This is a genomic window from Nocardioides sp. W7, assembly GCF_022919075.1.
Taxonomy (GTDB): domain Bacteria; phylum Actinomycetota; class Actinomycetes; order Propionibacteriales; family Nocardioidaceae; genus Nocardioides.
This window is the reverse complement of record NZ_CP095078.1, coordinates 5,299,283-5,313,620: the sequence shown is the minus strand read 5'-3', so window position 1 is coordinate 5,313,620 and position 14,338 is coordinate 5,299,283. Positions and strand designations below refer to the sequence as shown.

Below are 14,338 nucleotides of genomic sequence, written 5' to 3'. Positions count from 1 at the left end.
TCAAGAACTCACAGCGGAAGCCCGAACTTCTCCGCAAGACGACCTGGAGGGCGCACCTGCTCGCGACTCACCCCGGAAGGGTGCTGGCGCGCCAGCCGCCCCGGCCGTGCGGGAGGGTACGCCGCACCTGCCGGTGCCGGGCCGCCCACGCCGGGACCGGCCGCTTCGGCGCGGGCGCGCCGCCGCCGAGGGAGGAGAGGACCGCGACGATCGCGGCCACCTCCTCCGGCGTCGCGTGTGCGTCTACGACGCGGAGGAACGGCACCGAGCTCGCTGCGCTCGCGCTGTCTTCTGTTCCGGACATTCAGGCCTCCTTCGTCGGCGAGTGTCCGGTCACAGCGGAATGTTCCCGTGCTTCTTGGCGGGCAGCGTCTCGCGCTTGGAGCGCAGCAGCCGCAGCGCCCGGACGATCTCGACCCGGGTCTCGTGCGGCGTGATGACCGCGTCGATGTACCCGCGCTCCGCGGCGATGTAGGGGTTGGCCAGCGTGGTCTCGTACTCGTCGATCAGCTCGGCGCGCTTGGCCTCGACGTCGCCGCCGTCCTTCTCGATCTTCGCCAGCGTCTTGCGGTGCACGATGTTGGCCGCGCCCTGCGCGCCCATCACCGCGATCTGCGCGGTCGGCCAGGCCAGGTTGATGTCGGCGCCGAGGTGCTTGGAGCCCATGACGTCGTACGCGCCGCCGTACGCCTTGCGGGTGATGATGGTGACCAGCGGGACGGTGGCCTCGGCGTAGGCGTAGATCAGCTTCGCGCCGCGGCGGATGATGCCGGTCCACTCCTGGTCGGTGCCGGGCAGGAAGCCGGGCACGTCGACGAAGGTCAACACCGGGATGTTGAACGCGTCGCAGAAGCGCACGAAGCGCGCGGCCTTCTCGGAGGCGTCGATGTCCAGGCAGCCGGCGAACTGCATCGGCTGGTTCGCCACGACGCCGACCGGGGTGCCCTCGACCCGGCCGAAGCCGACGATGATGTTGGGCGCGAACAGCTCCTGGACCTCCAGGAACTCCTCGTCGTCGAGGATGGCCGTCAGCACGTCGTGCATGTCGTACGGCTGGTTCGGGGAGTCCGGGATGATCGTGTCGAGGGTCCGGTCGAGGTCCGAGAAGCCGGTGTCCGCGACCTCGTCGTACGACGGCAGCTCGTCCAGGTTGTTCTGCGGCAGGTAGGCCAGCAGCGCCTTGACGTACTCGAGCGCGTCGGCCTCGTCGGAGGCCATGTAGTGCGCGTTGCCGGACTTGGTGTTGTGGGTCCGGGCGCCGCCGAGGTCCTCCATCGTGACGTCCTCGCCGGTGACGGTCTTGATGACGTCGGGTCCGGTGATGAACATCGCCGAGGTCTGGTCGACCATGATCGTGAAGTCGGTGACCGCGGGGGAGTAGACGTGGCCGCCGGCGCAGTTGCCCATGATCAGGCTGATCTGCGGGATCACGCCCGAGGCGTGCACGTTGCGCTTGAAGATCTCGCCGTACAGGCCGAGCGAGACGACGCCCTCCTGGATGCGGGCGCCGGCGCCCTCGTTGATGCCGATGATCGGCGAGCCGGTCTTCATCGCGAGGTCCATCACCTTGGTGATCTTCTCGCCGTACACCTCGCCCAGCGAGCCGCCGAAGACGGTGAAGTCCTGGGAGAACACGCACACCTGGCGGCCGTCGATGGTGCCGTAGCCGGTGATCACGCCGTCGCCGTACGGACGGGTCTTCTCCAGGCCGAACGCCGTCGACCGGTGCCGGGCCAGCTCGTCGAGCTCGACGAAGGAGCCCTCGTCGAAGAGTTGCTCGATCCGCTCGCGGGCGGTCTGACGGCCCTTGGCGTGCTGCTTCTCGACCGCCTTCGCCGAGCCCGCGTGCACCGCCTCGTCGAGCCGTCGGTCGAGGTCGGCCAACTTGCCGTCCGTGGTGTGGATGTCGATGTCGTCGGGGACGTCGGTTCCCTCGCCGGGCTGTGCGCTCACTGGTGCTCGTCTCCTCATTGGCTTCCGTGCAGGGCCGTGGGTCAATGTAGTGCCCGTGAGCCCTGATCCGGCGTGGCACATGTCACGCGACCGTCCGCCGCTGGACCGCGACCTGCTGACCGACTTCTCGACCGACCTCCCGCTCGGCCTGCGCATCGAGGTCGTGGACGAGGTGACCTCGACCAACGCCGAGGTCGTGGCCCGGGCCCGCTCGGGCGCTCCCGAGGGGCTCGTGGTCGTCGCCGAGCACCAGACGGCCGCCCGCGGCCGGCTCGACCGGACCTGGCAGACGCCGCCGCGATCGGCACTGCTGTTCTCGGTGCTGCTGCGACCGACGGTGCCCGCCCGGTCCTGGCCCTGGCTGCCGCTGCTCGCCGGCTACGCCATCGGCGGGGCGCTGCGGGCGCGGGGGTACGACGCCGGGGTGAAGTGGCCCAACGACGTGCTCATCGGGGAGCGGAAGGTCGCCGGGATCCTCGTCGAACGGGTCGAGACCCCCGACGGCCCGGCCGCCGTGGTCGGCGTCGGCCTGAACGTCACCCTGGCCGCGGACGAGCTCCCCGTGCCGACGGCCACCTCGTTGGCCCTCGAGTCGGGTGACCGGCCGGACCGCGCCGCGGTCCTCATCGACGTGCTCGGCGCGTTCCGCGAGGAGTACGACGCCTGGCAGGCCGGCGGCGAGCCCGGTGCCGAGCGGCTGCTGGCGTCGTACACCGCCGCGTGCGTGACGCTCGGTCGCGACGTCCGGGTCGAGCTCCCGGGCGGCGACGCGCTGCTCGGCCGGGCGGCCTCGATCGACCCCGGCGGTCGTCTGGTGGTCCACGGACCGGACGGTCCGACCCCGGTCGGGGCCGGCGACGTCGTGCACGTGCGGGCCGTCGGCTGAGCCTCCCGGTCAGCCGTCGGTTCCCGTCCACGAGCCGGCCGATTGGTGAGAGGATCCGTTGGTGGCCATCTCACCGAAGCTGCTGAACGAGGGCGAGAACGTCGTCGTCAGCACGCGCACCCATCCCAAGGCACTGCTGCTGCCGATCCTCGCCCTGGTGCTCTTCCTGGCGCTCGGGGTCGCGGTCCAGCAGCTGATCGACGAGCAGGTCGTCACCCTGATCGGATGGGTCGTCGCCGGTCTCGGCATCCTGCGCTTCGCCGTGTGGCCGGTCCTGGACTGGCTGACGTCGTACTACACGTTCACCGACCGGCGGCTGATCACCCGCACCGGCGTGCTCACCCGCCGCGGCCACGACATCCCGCTCTCGCGGGTCAGCGACATCGAGATCGAGCTGCACCTGATCGACCGGGTGCTCGGCTGCGGCACCCTGGTCATCAGCGACGCCAGCACCCACGGCCGGGTGGTGCTCCCGGACATCCCGAAGGTCGAGGAGACCAAGCGTCGGGTGCACCTGCTGCTCCACGACCAGGCCACGGAGGCCACCGCGCGCGATGAAGGAATCTGAGCCCGGAGCGGAGGGTCTCGAGCGCGCCATCCTGGGCGAGGATCCCGTCTTCAACGCCGCCGAGGTGGCTGCCGAGACCGGCATCACCGTCGACCAGGCCCGCCGGCTGTGGCGGGCCTTGGGGTTCCCCGAGCACGGTGCGGCGACGGCGTTCAACGCCGCCGACACCGATGCGGTCCGGATCGTCAGCGAGCTGGTCGAGACCGAGCTGATCGACTTCGACCTCGCGGTCAACATGACCCGCGCGGTCGGCCAGACCATGGCGCGGCTCGCGGACTGGGAGACCAGCGCCCTGCTGCACCGGGTCGAGGAGATCGCCGCCGAGGAGGACGACGGCGGCCAGGGGGCCCGGGTCTCCGCGGCGCTGCGGATGTTCGAGGAGTTCTCCGCCCCGTTCGAGAAACTCCTGGTCTACGTGTGGCGCCGGCACCTGGCGGCGTCGGTCGCCCGGGTCGAGGCGCTCGGCGCCAACGAGGAGGACCTGCACACCGTCCAGCTCACCGTCGGCTTCGCCGACATCGTCAGCTTCACCGCGCTGTCCAACCAGATCAGCGAGGACCGGATCGGCGACCTGGTCGAGCTCTTCGAGTCCCGCTGCGCCGACGTGGTCGCCGCGCAACGCGGCCGGGTCATCAAGAGCATCGGCGACTCCGTGCTGTTCGTGAACGACGACCCGATCCGGGCGTACGACACCGCCGAGGGGATCATCAACGTCATCGGCCGCGACTCGCGGATGCCCGACGTACGCCTCGGCCTGGCGACGGGGTCGGTGGTGATGCGCCTCGGCGACGTCTTCGGCCCGCCGGTCAACATGGCCGCCCGGCTCACCGCCGTGGCTCGGCGCAACCGGATCATCATCGACGCGCGCACCGCCGAGCTGCTGCCGGGGGACCAGTTCGAGACCCGTCGGCTCCCCGGCCGCCCGGTCCGCGGGTTCGGCATCGTGGAGCCGCTCTCGGTCCGGCGTCACTGACCGGCCGCATTGTCGCCTCACCCGGAAGGGTGAGATTGGCAGGAAGAGGCCAGTGTCTTTTTGTGCCAACTGCCCTCCTGGCCGGCGTGAGCCTCCTACCTTGGTGCCGTGCTGGAGGTGCAGGACATCAAGATCGACCCCGAGACCCGTCGGGCCTGGAAGGGCGTCGACGAGGTCGTGCTGTCGCGCAAGGAGTTCGATCTCGTGCATGCGCTGATCGCGCGGGCCGGCGACATCGTCACCCGCGACGAGCTGATGCGCGACGTGTGGCACACGACGTTCTGGACCTCCTCGAAGACCATCGACGTGCACCTGGGCTGGGTACGCCGCAAGCTCGGCGACGACAGTCGCCGCCCGCACCTGATCACGACCATCCGCGGCAAGGGGCTCCGGTTCGAGACGGAACCGCCGACCCTCTAGCCGGCCGGCACCACTAGGGTTTGGGCGTGCCTGACCATGCCCCCACCCTCGCCGTCATCGGCGGCGGCCAGCTGGCCCGGATGATGGCCCAGCCGGCCATCGCGCTGGGGCTGCCGCTGCGGCTGCTCGCCGAGTCCGAGGGCGTCTCGGCGGCGCAGGTGATCCCCGACCAGCTGGTCGGCGACTACCGCGACCTCGACACGCTGCGCGCCGTCACCGCCGGTTGCGCGGTCGTGACCTTCGACCACGAGCACGTCCCCACCGAGCACCTGCACGCGCTCGAGGCCGACGGCGTCGCCGTCCGGCCGGGACCCGAGGCGCTCGTGCACGCCCAGGACAAGGGGGTGATGAGGGAGCGGCTGGCCGAGCTGGGCGTGCCCTGCCCCCGCAACGCCCTCGTCGCCTCGGTCGCCGAGGTCGAGTCGTTCGGCTTCCCCTGCGTCCTGAAGACCACCCGGGGCGGGTACGACGGCAAGGGCGTCTGGTTCGTCCGCTCCGCCGAGGACTGCGCCGAGCCGCTCCGGGTCGCCGCGGACACCGGCGTACGCCTGCTGGCCGAGGAGCTGGTCGACTTCCGCCGCGAGCTCTCCGCGCTGGTCGCGCGCTCACCCAGCGGGCAGGCGGCGGCGTACCCCGTGGTGGCCTCGACCCAGCGTGACGGCATCTGTCACGAGGTCGTCGCGCCCGCGCCCGACCTCGATCCCGGCCTCGCCGCGTCGGCCCAGGAGGTGGCGCTGCGGATCGCCGGCGCCCTCGGCGTCACCGGCATCCTCGCCGTCGAGCTCTTCGAGACGACCGACGGTCGGATCCTCGTCAACGAGCTCGCCATGCGCCCGCACAACACCGGGCACTGGACCCAGGACGGCGCGGTCACCTCGCAGTTCGAGAACCACCTGCGCGCCGTCCTCGACCTGCCGCTCGGCTCGCCCGCGCCGCGGGCGCGGTGGACGGTGATGGTCAACATCCTGGGGAGCCACGATCCGTCCGTCGGGCGGCTGTACGACGGTTTCCCGCACGCGATGGCGCGCGACCCGCAGCTGCGGGTGCACCTGTACGGCAAGGACCTGAGGCCGGGCCGCAAGGTCGGCCACGTGAACGCCTATGGCGACGATCTCGAGGACTGCCTGGAGCGGGCGCGGCACGCCGCCGCCTGGTTCCGCGGCGACCTCGGCAACGAAAGCGAGTGATCTACGGTGGTTGAGCCTGTCGAAACCCCCCGCGTCGGCATCGTGATGGGCTCCGACTCCGACTGGCCGGTGATGAAGCTGGCCGCGGAGGCGCTGGCCGAGTTCGACATCGCCCACGAGGCCGACGTGGTCTCCGCGCACCGGATGCCGGAGGAGATGATCGCCTACGGCAGGGAGGCGGTCGGCCGCGGTCTGTCGGTGATCATCGCCGGCGCCGGGGGAGCGGCTCACCTGCCCGGGATGCTCGCGTCGGTCACCCCGCTGCCGGTGATCGGCGTGCCGGTGCCGCTGAAGTACCTCGACGGCATGGACTCGCTGCTCTCCATCGTGCAGATGCCGGCCGGCGTGCCGGTCGCGACGGTCGCCGTCGGCGGCGCCCGCAACGCCGGACTGCTGGCGGTGCGGATCCTGGCAGCGACCGACCCGGAGCTGCAGCAGCGGATGGTCGACTTCCAGGCGGCGCTGAAGGTCAGTGCGCAGGAGAAGGGCGCGGCCGTCCGCAGCGCTGCGGCACCGCGGCGACTGGGCTTCTGACCCCATGGCCGGCCGGCGGATCGTCGGCCTCGACGTCGCCCGCTGCCTGGCCCTGCTGGGGATGGTGGCGACGCACGTCCTCGACGAGCGCGGCCCCGACGGCGGCCTGAGCGCCGGTCAGTGGCTGGCCGGCGGACGGGCGTCCGCGCTCTTCGCCGTACTCGCCGGCGTCACCCTCGCGCTCACCACGGGCGGTCGCACTCCCGTGGTCGGTCGCGAGCGGCTCGCCCGGACCGCGGCGATCGTCGTACGCGCGCTGCTGGTGGCGCTGCTCGGGATGGCGCTCGCGCTGGCGGACTCGGGGATCGCGGTGATCCTGACCTACTACGGCGTGCTGTTCTGCCTGGGCGCGGTGTTCGTCGGGCTGCGGACCCGGGCGCTCCTCCTGCTCGCCGCCGCCTGGGTGGTCGTCGTGCCGGTGCTGTCCCGGCTGGTGCGGCCGCACCTGCCGGAGCGCGGGGTGGCGAGCCCGGCCTTCGACCAGCTCGCCGATCCCGGGCACCTGGCCTCCGAGCTGCTGCTCACCGGCTACTACCCGGTGCTGCCGTGGCTGGCCTACCTGCTCGTCGGGATGGCGCTGGGCCGGGCCGACCTGGGGTCGCGGCGGCTGCAGGTCCGGCTGGTCGGCGCCGGTCTCGCCCTTGCCGTCGTGGCGACCCGGGTCTCGCACGCGCTGACCGCCCGCTGGCCGGCGAGCGACGGGCTGCCGGACACGGTTGCCACCGGCATGTTCGGCAACGTGCCGGCCGACGGCCCGTGGACGTGGCTGCTCGTCGTGGCGCCGCACAGCAGTACGCCGTTCGACCTCGCCCAGACCATCGGCAGCTCGCTGTTCGTCATCGGGGCCTGCCTGCTGCTGGTCGGTCGGCTGCCGGAGCTACCTCACGAGGCGGTGCGGGTCCTCTTCGGCGCCGGCACCATGACCCTCTCGCTCTACAGCCTGCACGTGTTGCTGCGCACCGAGCGGATCTGGCCGCCGGAGGAGCCCTCGTCGTACGTCTGGCACGTGCTGGTGCTGCTCGCCATCGGCGCGGTCTACGCCGCCCTCCGCCGCCCCGGCCCCCTGGAGCGCGGCATCAGTGTTGCCGCACGGTGGGCTGCCTCCGGGGTTCGACGCTGACCCCCCCGCCCGCCGACCCGTCACTTTCTCGGCGCATTCTGCGGTGTGTCGACGAAGGATTGACGGTTCGATGAGCGGTACGACGACGTCCGCTCATCGACCCGTCAGACCCGCGCCGACACGCCGCGAAAAGTGCCGAGAAAGTGACGGGTCGGCCGGGGTTAGCGTCGCCGCCACTCGATCGCGGGGCAGGTGTCCATGACCATCGGTACGCCAGCGGCGGTGGTGCGCTCGAAGGCGTCCTCGTCGATGACGCCGAGCTGGAGCCAGACCCCCTTGGCGCCGATCGCGACCGCCTGGTCGGCGAACTCGCCGGCCGCCTCGGACCGACGGAACACGTCGACGACGTCGACCGGGAACGGGATGTCGGCGAGGCTCGCGTAGCCCTGCTCGCCCAGCACGGTCGGCGCCGACGGGTGCACCGGCACGATCCGCTTGCCGCGTTCCTGCAGCAGCTGGGCGATCCCGTACGCCGTGCGGGTCGGGTCGCCGGAGAGGCCCACGACCGCCCAGGTCTTGCAGTCGGCGAGCATGAATCGGACCGCTTCGGGGTCCTGCCAGTCGGTCATGGCTCCATCGAAGCACCAGGACCAAGCCGAGATCCGATCAGTCCAGCAGCCTGCGCAGGCCCGGGAGCAGGTCGTCGAGGTCGCGCTCGGTGCGGAGCACCACCACCTGCGAGGTGCCGCCGCCGGTGGACCCGTTCCCGAAGATCCGCAGCACGTCGGCCATCGCGTCGTCGAAGTCGGCCTCGGGGAACTCCGTCCGGCCGCGCAGCCACTGGCGCAGCACGTGGTTGTGCGCGGTCACGACGGCGTCCGCGAGCAGCTCGGCCCGCAGGTCGGCGCGCGACCCCTCGCCGTACCACTGGCGAGCGAAGGCGAGGAAGACCCGCTGGTACTGCCGCTGGCCGGCGATCTCGCGCGCTCGCAGCGCGGGCACCCGCCGGGTGAGCAGGTAGCGGGTGCGGGCCAGCTCGCCCTCGGCCAGGTAGTGCAGGAGCACCAGGCGCGCGGCCTCGGCCACGGCGACCCCCTCGCCGCCGGGCGCGGCGGCATCGAGGCGGGCCTGCACGGAGGCCAGCAGGGTGTCGTGGTCGGGGAAGACCACCTCCTCCTTGCTGCCGAAGGCCCGGAAGAACGTCGTACGACCCGTGCCGGCGCGAGCGGCGATGTCGTCGACGGTCGTCTCGTCGAACCCGCGCTCGGCGAAGAGCTCGAACGCCGCCTGCGAGAGCCGCTCGCGAGCGGACATCTCACACCTCCTAGATCGCCATCGATGGTACTGAGTACCATAAGCGCGGTATCAAGTTACAGACCATCGGCACAACAGAGGAGTACGACATGGTGGAGCGCGTCGGAGTCGTGGGCTGCGGCCTGATGGGTGCGGGCATCGCGGAGGTGTCGGCCCGGTCGGGTCTCGACGTCGTGGTGGTCGAGTCCAGCGAGTCGGCGGCGAGCGCGGGACGCGCCCGCCTGGAGAAGTCGCTGACCCGCGCGGAGGAGAAGGGCAAGCTGGCCGGCGAGTCCGCTGCCGACGTACTCGCCCGGATCCGGGTCGCGACCTCGCTCGGCGAGCTCGTCGACCGCGACCTCGTGGTCGAGGCGATCGTCGAGGACGAGTCCGCGAAGGTCGACCTGTTCAAGAAGCTGGACCGGATCGTCGCCGCGCCCGACGCCATCCTCGCGTCCAACACCTCCTCCATCCCGATCATGAAGCTCGGCGTGGTCACCACCCGCCCGCAGCAGGTGATGGGCATCCACTTCTTCAACCCGGTGCCGGTGCTGAAGCTCGTCGAGCTGGTGCCGAGCCTGCTGACGGCCCCCGCGACCACCGAGCGGGCGCGCGGCTTCGTCGAGGGCACCCTCGGCAAGCAGGCGATCGACTGCCAGGACCGGGCGGGCTTCGTCGTCAACTCGCTGCTCGTCCCGTTCGTGCTGTCGGCGATCCGGATGTTCGAGTCCGGCTTCGCCTCCGCCGAGGACATCGACCGCGGCCTGGTGCTGGGTGCCGCGCACCCGCAGGGCCCGCTCGCGCTCGCCGACCTGATCGGCCTCGACACGGTCAAGGCCGTCGCCGAGTCGCTCTACGAGGAGTTCAAGGAGCCGCTGTACGCCGCCCCGCCGCTCCTGCAGCGGATGGTCGATGCCGGCCTGCTCGGCCGCAAGACCGGCCGCGGCTTCTACACGTACTGACCCGAAACCAGGAGAAACCCCGCATGTCGAACGACTTCCCGCTCTACGGCCTGTCCGAGGAGCACCAGGCGATCCGTGAGGCCGTGCGCGCCGTCGCGGAGGCCAAGATCGCGCCGTACGCCGCCGACGTCGACGAGCAGGCCCGCTACCCGCAGGAGGCGGCCGACGCGCTGCTCGCGGTCGACTTCCACGCCCCCCACGTGCCGGAGGAGTACGGCGGCGCCGGGGCCGACGCCCTCGCGACCTGCCTGGTCATCGAGGAGGTCGCCCGGGTCGACGTCTCGGCGTCCCTGATCCCGGCCGTGAACAAGCTCGGCTCGCTGCCGGTCCAGATCGGCGGCGGTGAGGAGATCAAGAAGAAGTACCTCACCAAGCTCGCCGCCGGCGAGGGCGGCTTCTCGTACTGCCTCTCCGAGCCCGACGCGGGCTCGGACGCCGCCGCCATGAAGACCCGGGCGGTCCGCGACGGCGACGACTGGGTGCTCAACGGCACCAAGCGCTGGATCACCAACGCGGGCGTCTCGGAGTACTACACCGTCCTCGCCGTCACCGACCCCACCCTCCGCACGAAGGGCATCAGCGCGTTCGTCGTCGAGAAGTCCGACGAGGGCGTCTCCTTCGGCGCCCCGGAGAAGAAGCTCGGCATCAAGGGCTCGCCGACCCGCGAGGTCTACTTCGACAACGTCCGGATCCCCGGCGACCGGATCATCGGCGACGAGGGCAAGGGCTTCGCCTACGCCATGCAGACCCTCGACCACACCCGGGTGACGATCGCGGCCCAGGCCGTCGGCGTCGCCCAGGGCGCGCTCGACTACGCGCTGGAGTACGCCAAGGAGCGCCAGCAGTTCGGGAAGTCGATCAGCGACTTCCAGGGCCTGCAGTTCCTGCTCGCCGACATGGGCATGAAGGTCGAGGCCGCGCGTCAGATGACGTACGCCGCCGCCGGCCGCTCCGAGCGCGGCGATGCGGACCTGACCTTCTTCGGTGCCGCCGCGAAGTGCTTCGCCTCCGACGTCGCGATGGAGGTCGCCACCAACGCCGTGCAGGTGCTCGGCGGCTACGGCTTCACCCGCGACTACCCGGTCGAGCGGATGATGCGCGACGCCAAGATCACCCAGATCTACGAGGGCACCAACCAGGTGCAGCGGATCGTGATGGCGCGCCAGCTGCTTGCGGGTGTGCAGAGTCAGCTCTGAGGAGCTGTCGGCGGGGCCGCGTTCAGGTCGACGATCTCGGCCCCGGTCGCAGCGAAGTCCGCGGCGTTGAAGGTGTAGAGCGGCAGTCCTTCGCTCACGGCGACGGCGGCGATCATCGCGTCGAAGGCGCGGGCCGTCGGCTTCCTCCCTGCTGCGCGCAGGGCGGCGGCCATGGGACCGAACGCCCGCGCAGCGGCAGCATCGAAGGGCAGCGGGTCTCCGAAGTCCGACTCCGCCTGCTGGAGGTGCTGCTGCCGGGCAGCTCGCTCGGCCGGGTCGGCGGCGACCAGGGGGCCGACCGTCAGCTCCGCCAGCGTGACGGTGGTGATGACGGACTCGGTGGGGAGACGCATCGGATCGACCTCTGCGAGACGAATGACCGCATTCGTGTCCAGAACCCCCCGTCCATGCGGACGCATGGTCACAGGGACTGGTCCAGGATCGAGTCGACGTCAGCCCGGAGGGCATCGGCCTCGACCGGAGGAAGGCTCTGCCTGCGCGCCACCAGCTCTGCCGCAGACCGGCTGCGTCGGGGAAGGGGGCGCAACTCCGCGACCGGGGTGCCGTCACTGGTGATGGTGAGCGTCTCGCCGTGCTGGACCCGTGCCAGGACGTCACCTCCACGGTTGCGGAGGTCGCGGACGGAGACCAAGCGGTCGGCAGCGGCGCTCACCAGCTGAGCGTATCACCCGTGAGACGGGCCGGGGCCGTGCGTGACCCGGAGGGACATCGGGGCTCCCGCTGGGGTCGATGCCGGCGCGACGCCCCGCCCCCTCAGCGCAACCCGTCGGCGACCTCGCCGAGCGCCGCCTCGAGGTTGACGGTAGGAGTCCAGCCCCAACGGCGGGCCCGGTCGGCCACGATCCGACCGGTCCACGCCGGCTGGTCGTCCCAACGGATCTCGATGCCGAGCGCGTCGGCGAGGGTGCCGTAGTAGTCGCGCGCGGTGGCCGGGGCCGCGGCGACGTTGACGACGGTGCAGGCGCCGGGGACCGGGCCCTGGTCGGCGTCGTCGGACGGCGCCACCCGCCCCGCGGCGACGTCCGCGGCGAGTGCGGCGAGATCGGTGACGTGCACCCACGAGAACGTCTGCCCGGGTACGACGTGTCGCGTCGAAGGGTCGTCGCGCAGCCCCGCCGGGCGCAGGCTGTTCCAGATCGAGCTCTGGCCCGGCCCGAGGATCGCCGGCGGTCGCAGCAGGACGCGGGTCGGGCCGGCGACCCGCGCGAGCGCGGCGTCGGCGTCGCGCTTGGTCACCGCGTAGTCGTCGGCGTCGTCGCCCACGAGCGTCGCCGCCTCGTCGACGTCGCCGACCCCGGGGGAGCGGTCGTAGACCGCGGCGGTGGAGACGTGCACGAGTCGCGCGGCGCCGGCCTCCGCGGCGGCCCGCGCGAAGGTCGTGGTGCCCTCGACCCCGACGCGCTGCTGCTCCCCGCGTTCGCTGCCCATGGGGTGGACCGTGGTGACCGCGGCGTCGGCGTCCCGCGTGACCCCGGCCGCGAAGTCCGGGTCGGTGAACTCGCCGACGTACTCGACCACTCCGGGAAGCACGGGCGCGGTGCCGGAGCGTCGCACGACGGCGCGCACGCGGGCGCCACGCTCGGACAGGGCCGCGCAGACCTGCGCGCCGACCAGGCCGTTGGCGCCCGTCACCACGACGACGGGACTGCTGTTCTCGTCAATCATGTGCTCCACTGTGGCGCGCCCGTGGTGGGCCGGGCCGGCCGGGTCGGCGGGTCGACGTCGTCGATCGCGACATCGAACCCCGTCTCCGCGGGGGTGACGGGGTACGGCATGCCCTCCGCGGCGCGCGCGACGCGGGCCGCGAACTCCTGGGCCAGCTGGCCGCTCATCCGGTCTCCGTCGACCGTGATCGACGCCATCCCCGACGGGGGCCGGGCGCCGAAACTCGCGGGCCCCGCCGTACGGTCGTGCCGTGAAGCTGCCGGGCGTGGAGGACGTGGAGCGGGCTGCGGTCCGCCTGAAGGAGATCTCCGAGCCGACGCCGCTGCAGCGCAGCCCGCGACTCTCGGCCCTGACCGGCCACGACGTCTGGATCAAGCGCGAGGACCTGCACGAGGTGCGCTCCTACAAGGGCCGCGGCGCGTACACCCTGATCGCCTCCCTGACCGAGGAGGAGCGGGCGCGCGGGGTGACCTGCGCGAGCGCCGGCAACCACGCGCAGGGGGTCGCTTTCGCGTGCGCCCGGACCGGCGTCCGCGCCCGGATCTTCCTGCCCCGCACGACGCCCCGGCAGAAGCGGCAGCGGATCGCGGCCCTCGGCGGTGACTGGGTCGAGGTCGTCATCGACGGCGACACGTACGACGACGCGGCGCTCGCCACCGCGGCCTGGGCCGAGGAGTCGGGCGCGACCCTGGTGCCCGCGTTCGACGACCCCCGCACCATCGCCGGCCAGGGCACCGTCGCCGCCGAGGTCCTGCAGCAGCTCGGCACGGCCCCGGACGTCGTCGTGGTGCCGGTCGGCGGGGGAGGACTGCTCGCGGGCATGCTCGTGGTGCTGGCCGAGCACGCGCCCGACGCCCGGGTGATCGGCGCCGAACCCGCGGGTGCGGCATCGATGGCGGCCGCGGTCGACGCGGGCCAGCCGGTCGAGCTGGAGACGCTCGACTCGTTCGTCGACGGCGCCGCCGTACGCCGGGTCGGGACGCTTCCGTACGACGCGGTCCGGCGGCACGGACCGGCTCTGACCACCGTCCCCGAGGGCCTGATCTGCGTGGAGATGCTCGACCTCTACCAGTCCGACGGGATCATCGCCGAGCCCGCCGGCGCGCTCGCGACCGCCGCGCTGCGGCAGGGCCTCGACCTGCCCGCCGGCTCGACCGTCGTGTGCGTGCTCTCCGGCGGCAACAACGACGTCAGCCGGTACGCCGAGATCTGGGAGCGCGCGCTCGTCCACGAGGGGCTCAAGCACTACTTCCTCGTCGAGTTCCCCCAGGAGCCCGGCGCCCTGCGGCGGTTCCTCGACGAGGTGCTCGGCCCCGACGACGACGTCGTGCTCTTCGAGTACGTCAAGCGGTCCAACCGCGAGACCGGTCCGGCGCTGGTGGGGGTCGAGCTGCAGGACCGCGACGACTACCAGCCGCTGCTCGACCGGATGGACGTCTCGCCGCTGCGCGTCGAGGTCGTCTCGCCGGACAGTCCGCTCTTCCGCTTCGTGCAGTAGGGACCGCGGCCACCGACCGGACCGGGGCCTCCGCGCGCCTTTCCCCGGAGGCCGGCGAGGTGGATCCGGTCCCGGGTGTAACACCCGGGACTGGTGGTGGCAGGTACAGGTCGGACGACGCG

At 72.0% G+C, this 14,338-nt stretch carries 18 protein-coding genes; 10 read left to right on the top strand and 8 right to left on the bottom strand.

Annotated features, from left to right (window positions below; genetic code table 11):
* Positions 1 to 67 precede the first annotated feature (67 nt).
* On the bottom strand, positions 68 to 304 hold the full coding sequence (locus MUB56_RS24910) for an acyl-CoA carboxylase subunit epsilon (RefSeq protein WP_244929700.1): 237 nt from the start codon (positions 302 to 304) through the stop codon (positions 68 to 70).
* A gap of 29 nt (positions 305 to 333) precedes the next feature.
* The gene (locus MUB56_RS24905; protein WP_244929699.1) at positions 334 to 1,971 is read right to left on the bottom strand and encodes an acyl-CoA carboxylase subunit beta; all 1,638 of its coding nucleotides are present in this window, start codon (positions 1,969 to 1,971) and stop codon (positions 334 to 336) included.
* A 61-nt stretch (positions 1,972 to 2,032) separates the two neighbouring features.
* Here MUB56_RS24905 and MUB56_RS24900 point away from each other — a divergent pair, with 61 nt between their 5' ends.
* The 7 genes from MUB56_RS24900 (at position 2,033) to MUB56_RS24870 (ending at position 7,641) form a co-directional block, all read left to right on the top strand.
* Positions 2,033 to 2,839 (top strand): biotin--[acetyl-CoA-carboxylase] ligase, encoded by an 807-nt coding sequence (locus MUB56_RS24900; protein ID WP_244929698.1) that lies wholly within the window; start codon positions 2,033 to 2,035, stop codon positions 2,837 to 2,839.
* Positions 2,840 to 2,900: 61 nt separating this feature from the next.
* On the top strand, positions 2,901 to 3,407 hold the full coding sequence (locus MUB56_RS24895; RefSeq protein ID WP_244929697.1) for a PH domain-containing protein: 507 nt from the start codon (positions 2,901 to 2,903) through the stop codon (positions 3,405 to 3,407).
* Positions 3,394 to 4,380, top strand: coding sequence for an adenylate/guanylate cyclase domain-containing protein (locus MUB56_RS24890; RefSeq protein ID WP_244929696.1), 987 nt, complete (start codon positions 3,394 to 3,396; stop codon positions 4,378 to 4,380). Before MUB56_RS24895 ends, MUB56_RS24890 begins: the two co-directional genes overlap by 14 nt.
* Before the next feature lie 108 nt (positions 4,381 to 4,488).
* Complete coding sequence (locus MUB56_RS24885; RefSeq protein ID WP_244929695.1) at positions 4,489 to 4,800, top strand: winged helix-turn-helix domain-containing protein; 312 nt, start codon at positions 4,489 to 4,491, stop codon at positions 4,798 to 4,800.
* A 26-nt stretch (positions 4,801 to 4,826) separates the two neighbouring features.
* Positions 4,827 to 5,987: a 5-(carboxyamino)imidazole ribonucleotide synthase gene (locus tag MUB56_RS24880; RefSeq protein WP_244929694.1), complete on the top strand. Its 1,161-nt coding sequence runs from the start codon at positions 4,827 to 4,829 to the stop codon at positions 5,985 to 5,987.
* A 6-nt stretch (positions 5,988 to 5,993) separates the two neighbouring features.
* Complete coding sequence (purE, locus tag MUB56_RS24875) at positions 5,994 to 6,521, top strand: 5-(carboxyamino)imidazole ribonucleotide mutase (RefSeq protein WP_280637337.1); 528 nt, start codon at positions 5,994 to 5,996, stop codon at positions 6,519 to 6,521.
* Between the two features lie 4 nt (positions 6,522 to 6,525).
* Positions 6,526 to 7,641, top strand: coding sequence for a heparan-alpha-glucosaminide N-acetyltransferase domain-containing protein (locus MUB56_RS24870; RefSeq protein WP_244929693.1), 1,116 nt, complete (start codon positions 6,526 to 6,528; stop codon positions 7,639 to 7,641).
* 161 nt (positions 7,642 to 7,802) lie between these two features.
* Here MUB56_RS24870 and MUB56_RS24865 read toward each other — a convergent pair whose 3' ends face one another.
* Entirely contained in the window at positions 7,803 to 8,210 is a 408-nt protein-coding gene (locus MUB56_RS24865; protein ID WP_244929692.1) for a CoA-binding protein, read from the bottom strand.
* A 37-nt stretch (positions 8,211 to 8,247) separates the two neighbouring features.
* Positions 8,248 to 8,895, bottom strand: coding sequence for a TetR family transcriptional regulator (locus tag MUB56_RS24860; RefSeq protein WP_244929691.1), 648 nt, complete (start codon positions 8,893 to 8,895; stop codon positions 8,248 to 8,250).
* 89 nt (positions 8,896 to 8,984) lie between these two features.
* Between MUB56_RS24860 and MUB56_RS24855 the strand changes: the two genes are divergently transcribed.
* Both MUB56_RS24855 and MUB56_RS24850 read left to right on the top strand, forming a co-directional pair.
* On the top strand, positions 8,985 to 9,836 hold the full coding sequence (locus tag MUB56_RS24855) for a 3-hydroxybutyryl-CoA dehydrogenase (protein WP_244929690.1): 852 nt from the start codon (positions 8,985 to 8,987) through the stop codon (positions 9,834 to 9,836).
* Between the two features lie 23 nt (positions 9,837 to 9,859).
* On the top strand, positions 9,860 to 11,032 hold the full coding sequence (locus MUB56_RS24850) for an acyl-CoA dehydrogenase family protein (RefSeq protein ID WP_244929689.1): 1,173 nt from the start codon (positions 9,860 to 9,862) through the stop codon (positions 11,030 to 11,032).
* Here MUB56_RS24850 and MUB56_RS24845 read toward each other — a convergent pair.
* The 4 genes from MUB56_RS24845 to MUB56_RS24830 form a co-directional block, all read right to left on the bottom strand.
* Complete coding sequence (locus tag MUB56_RS24845) at positions 11,023 to 11,451, bottom strand: type II toxin-antitoxin system VapC family toxin (protein WP_280637336.1); 429 nt, start codon at positions 11,449 to 11,451, stop codon at positions 11,023 to 11,025. The two genes, MUB56_RS24850 and MUB56_RS24845, sit on opposite strands and share 10 nt — an antisense overlap.
* Before the next feature lie 2 nt (positions 11,452 to 11,453).
* Positions 11,454 to 11,705 carry a type II toxin-antitoxin system prevent-host-death family antitoxin gene (locus MUB56_RS24840; protein ID WP_244929687.1) on the bottom strand — a complete coding sequence of 84 codons (252 nt, stop codon included), beginning with the start codon at positions 11,703 to 11,705 and terminating at the stop codon, positions 11,454 to 11,456.
* A 101-nt stretch (positions 11,706 to 11,806) separates the two neighbouring features.
* The gene (locus MUB56_RS24835) at positions 11,807 to 12,718 is read right to left on the bottom strand and encodes an NAD-dependent epimerase/dehydratase family protein (RefSeq protein WP_244929686.1); all 912 of its coding nucleotides are present in this window, start codon (positions 12,716 to 12,718) and stop codon (positions 11,807 to 11,809) included.
* Positions 12,715 to 12,885: a hypothetical protein gene (locus tag MUB56_RS24830; protein WP_244929685.1), complete on the bottom strand. Its 171-nt coding sequence runs from the start codon at positions 12,883 to 12,885 to the stop codon at positions 12,715 to 12,717. The genes MUB56_RS24835 and MUB56_RS24830 overlap by 4 nt, the downstream gene beginning before the upstream one ends.
* Positions 12,886 to 12,968: 83 nt before the next feature.
* Here MUB56_RS24830 and ilvA point away from each other — a divergent pair, with 83 nt between their 5' ends.
* On the top strand, positions 12,969 to 14,216 hold the full coding sequence (gene ilvA / locus MUB56_RS24825; RefSeq protein ID WP_244929684.1) for a threonine ammonia-lyase IlvA: 1,248 nt from the start codon (positions 12,969 to 12,971) through the stop codon (positions 14,214 to 14,216).
* The last annotated feature ends 122 nt before the right edge of the window (positions 14,217 to 14,338 follow it).

Coding starts and splice junctions, on each gene's coding strand:
- MUB56_RS24910 (WP_244929700.1), bottom strand. CDS start 304: ATGTCCGGAACAGAAGACAGCGCGAGCGCAGCGAGCTCGGTGCCGTTC.
- MUB56_RS24905 (WP_244929699.1), bottom strand. CDS start 1,971: ATGAGGAGACGAGCACCAGTGAGCGCACAGCCCGGCGAGGGAACCGAC.
- MUB56_RS24900 (WP_244929698.1), top strand. CDS start 2,033: ATGTCACGCGACCGTCCGCCGCTGGACCGCGACCTGCTGACCGACTTC.
- MUB56_RS24890 (WP_244929696.1), top strand. CDS start 3,394: ATGAAGGAATCTGAGCCCGGAGCGGAGGGTCTCGAGCGCGCCATCCTG.
- MUB56_RS24870 (WP_244929693.1), top strand. CDS start 6,526: ATGGCCGGCCGGCGGATCGTCGGCCTCGACGTCGCCCGCTGCCTGGCC.
- MUB56_RS24865 (WP_244929692.1), bottom strand. CDS start 8,210: ATGACCGACTGGCAGGACCCCGAAGCGGTCCGATTCATGCTCGCCGAC.
- MUB56_RS24860 (WP_244929691.1), bottom strand. CDS start 8,895: ATGTCCGCTCGCGAGCGGCTCTCGCAGGCGGCGTTCGAGCTCTTCGCC.
- MUB56_RS24855 (WP_244929690.1), top strand. CDS start 8,985: ATGGTGGAGCGCGTCGGAGTCGTGGGCTGCGGCCTGATGGGTGCGGGC.
- MUB56_RS24850 (WP_244929689.1), top strand. CDS start 9,860: ATGTCGAACGACTTCCCGCTCTACGGCCTGTCCGAGGAGCACCAGGCG.
- MUB56_RS24845 (WP_280637336.1), bottom strand. CDS start 11,451: ATGCGTCCGCATGGACGGGGGGTTCTGGACACGAATGCGGTCATTCGT.
- MUB56_RS24835 (WP_244929686.1), bottom strand. CDS start 12,718: ATGATTGACGAGAACAGCAGTCCCGTCGTCGTGGTGACGGGCGCCAAC.
- MUB56_RS24830 (WP_244929685.1), bottom strand. CDS start 12,885: ATGAGCGGCCAGCTGGCCCAGGAGTTCGCGGCCCGCGTCGCGCGCGCC.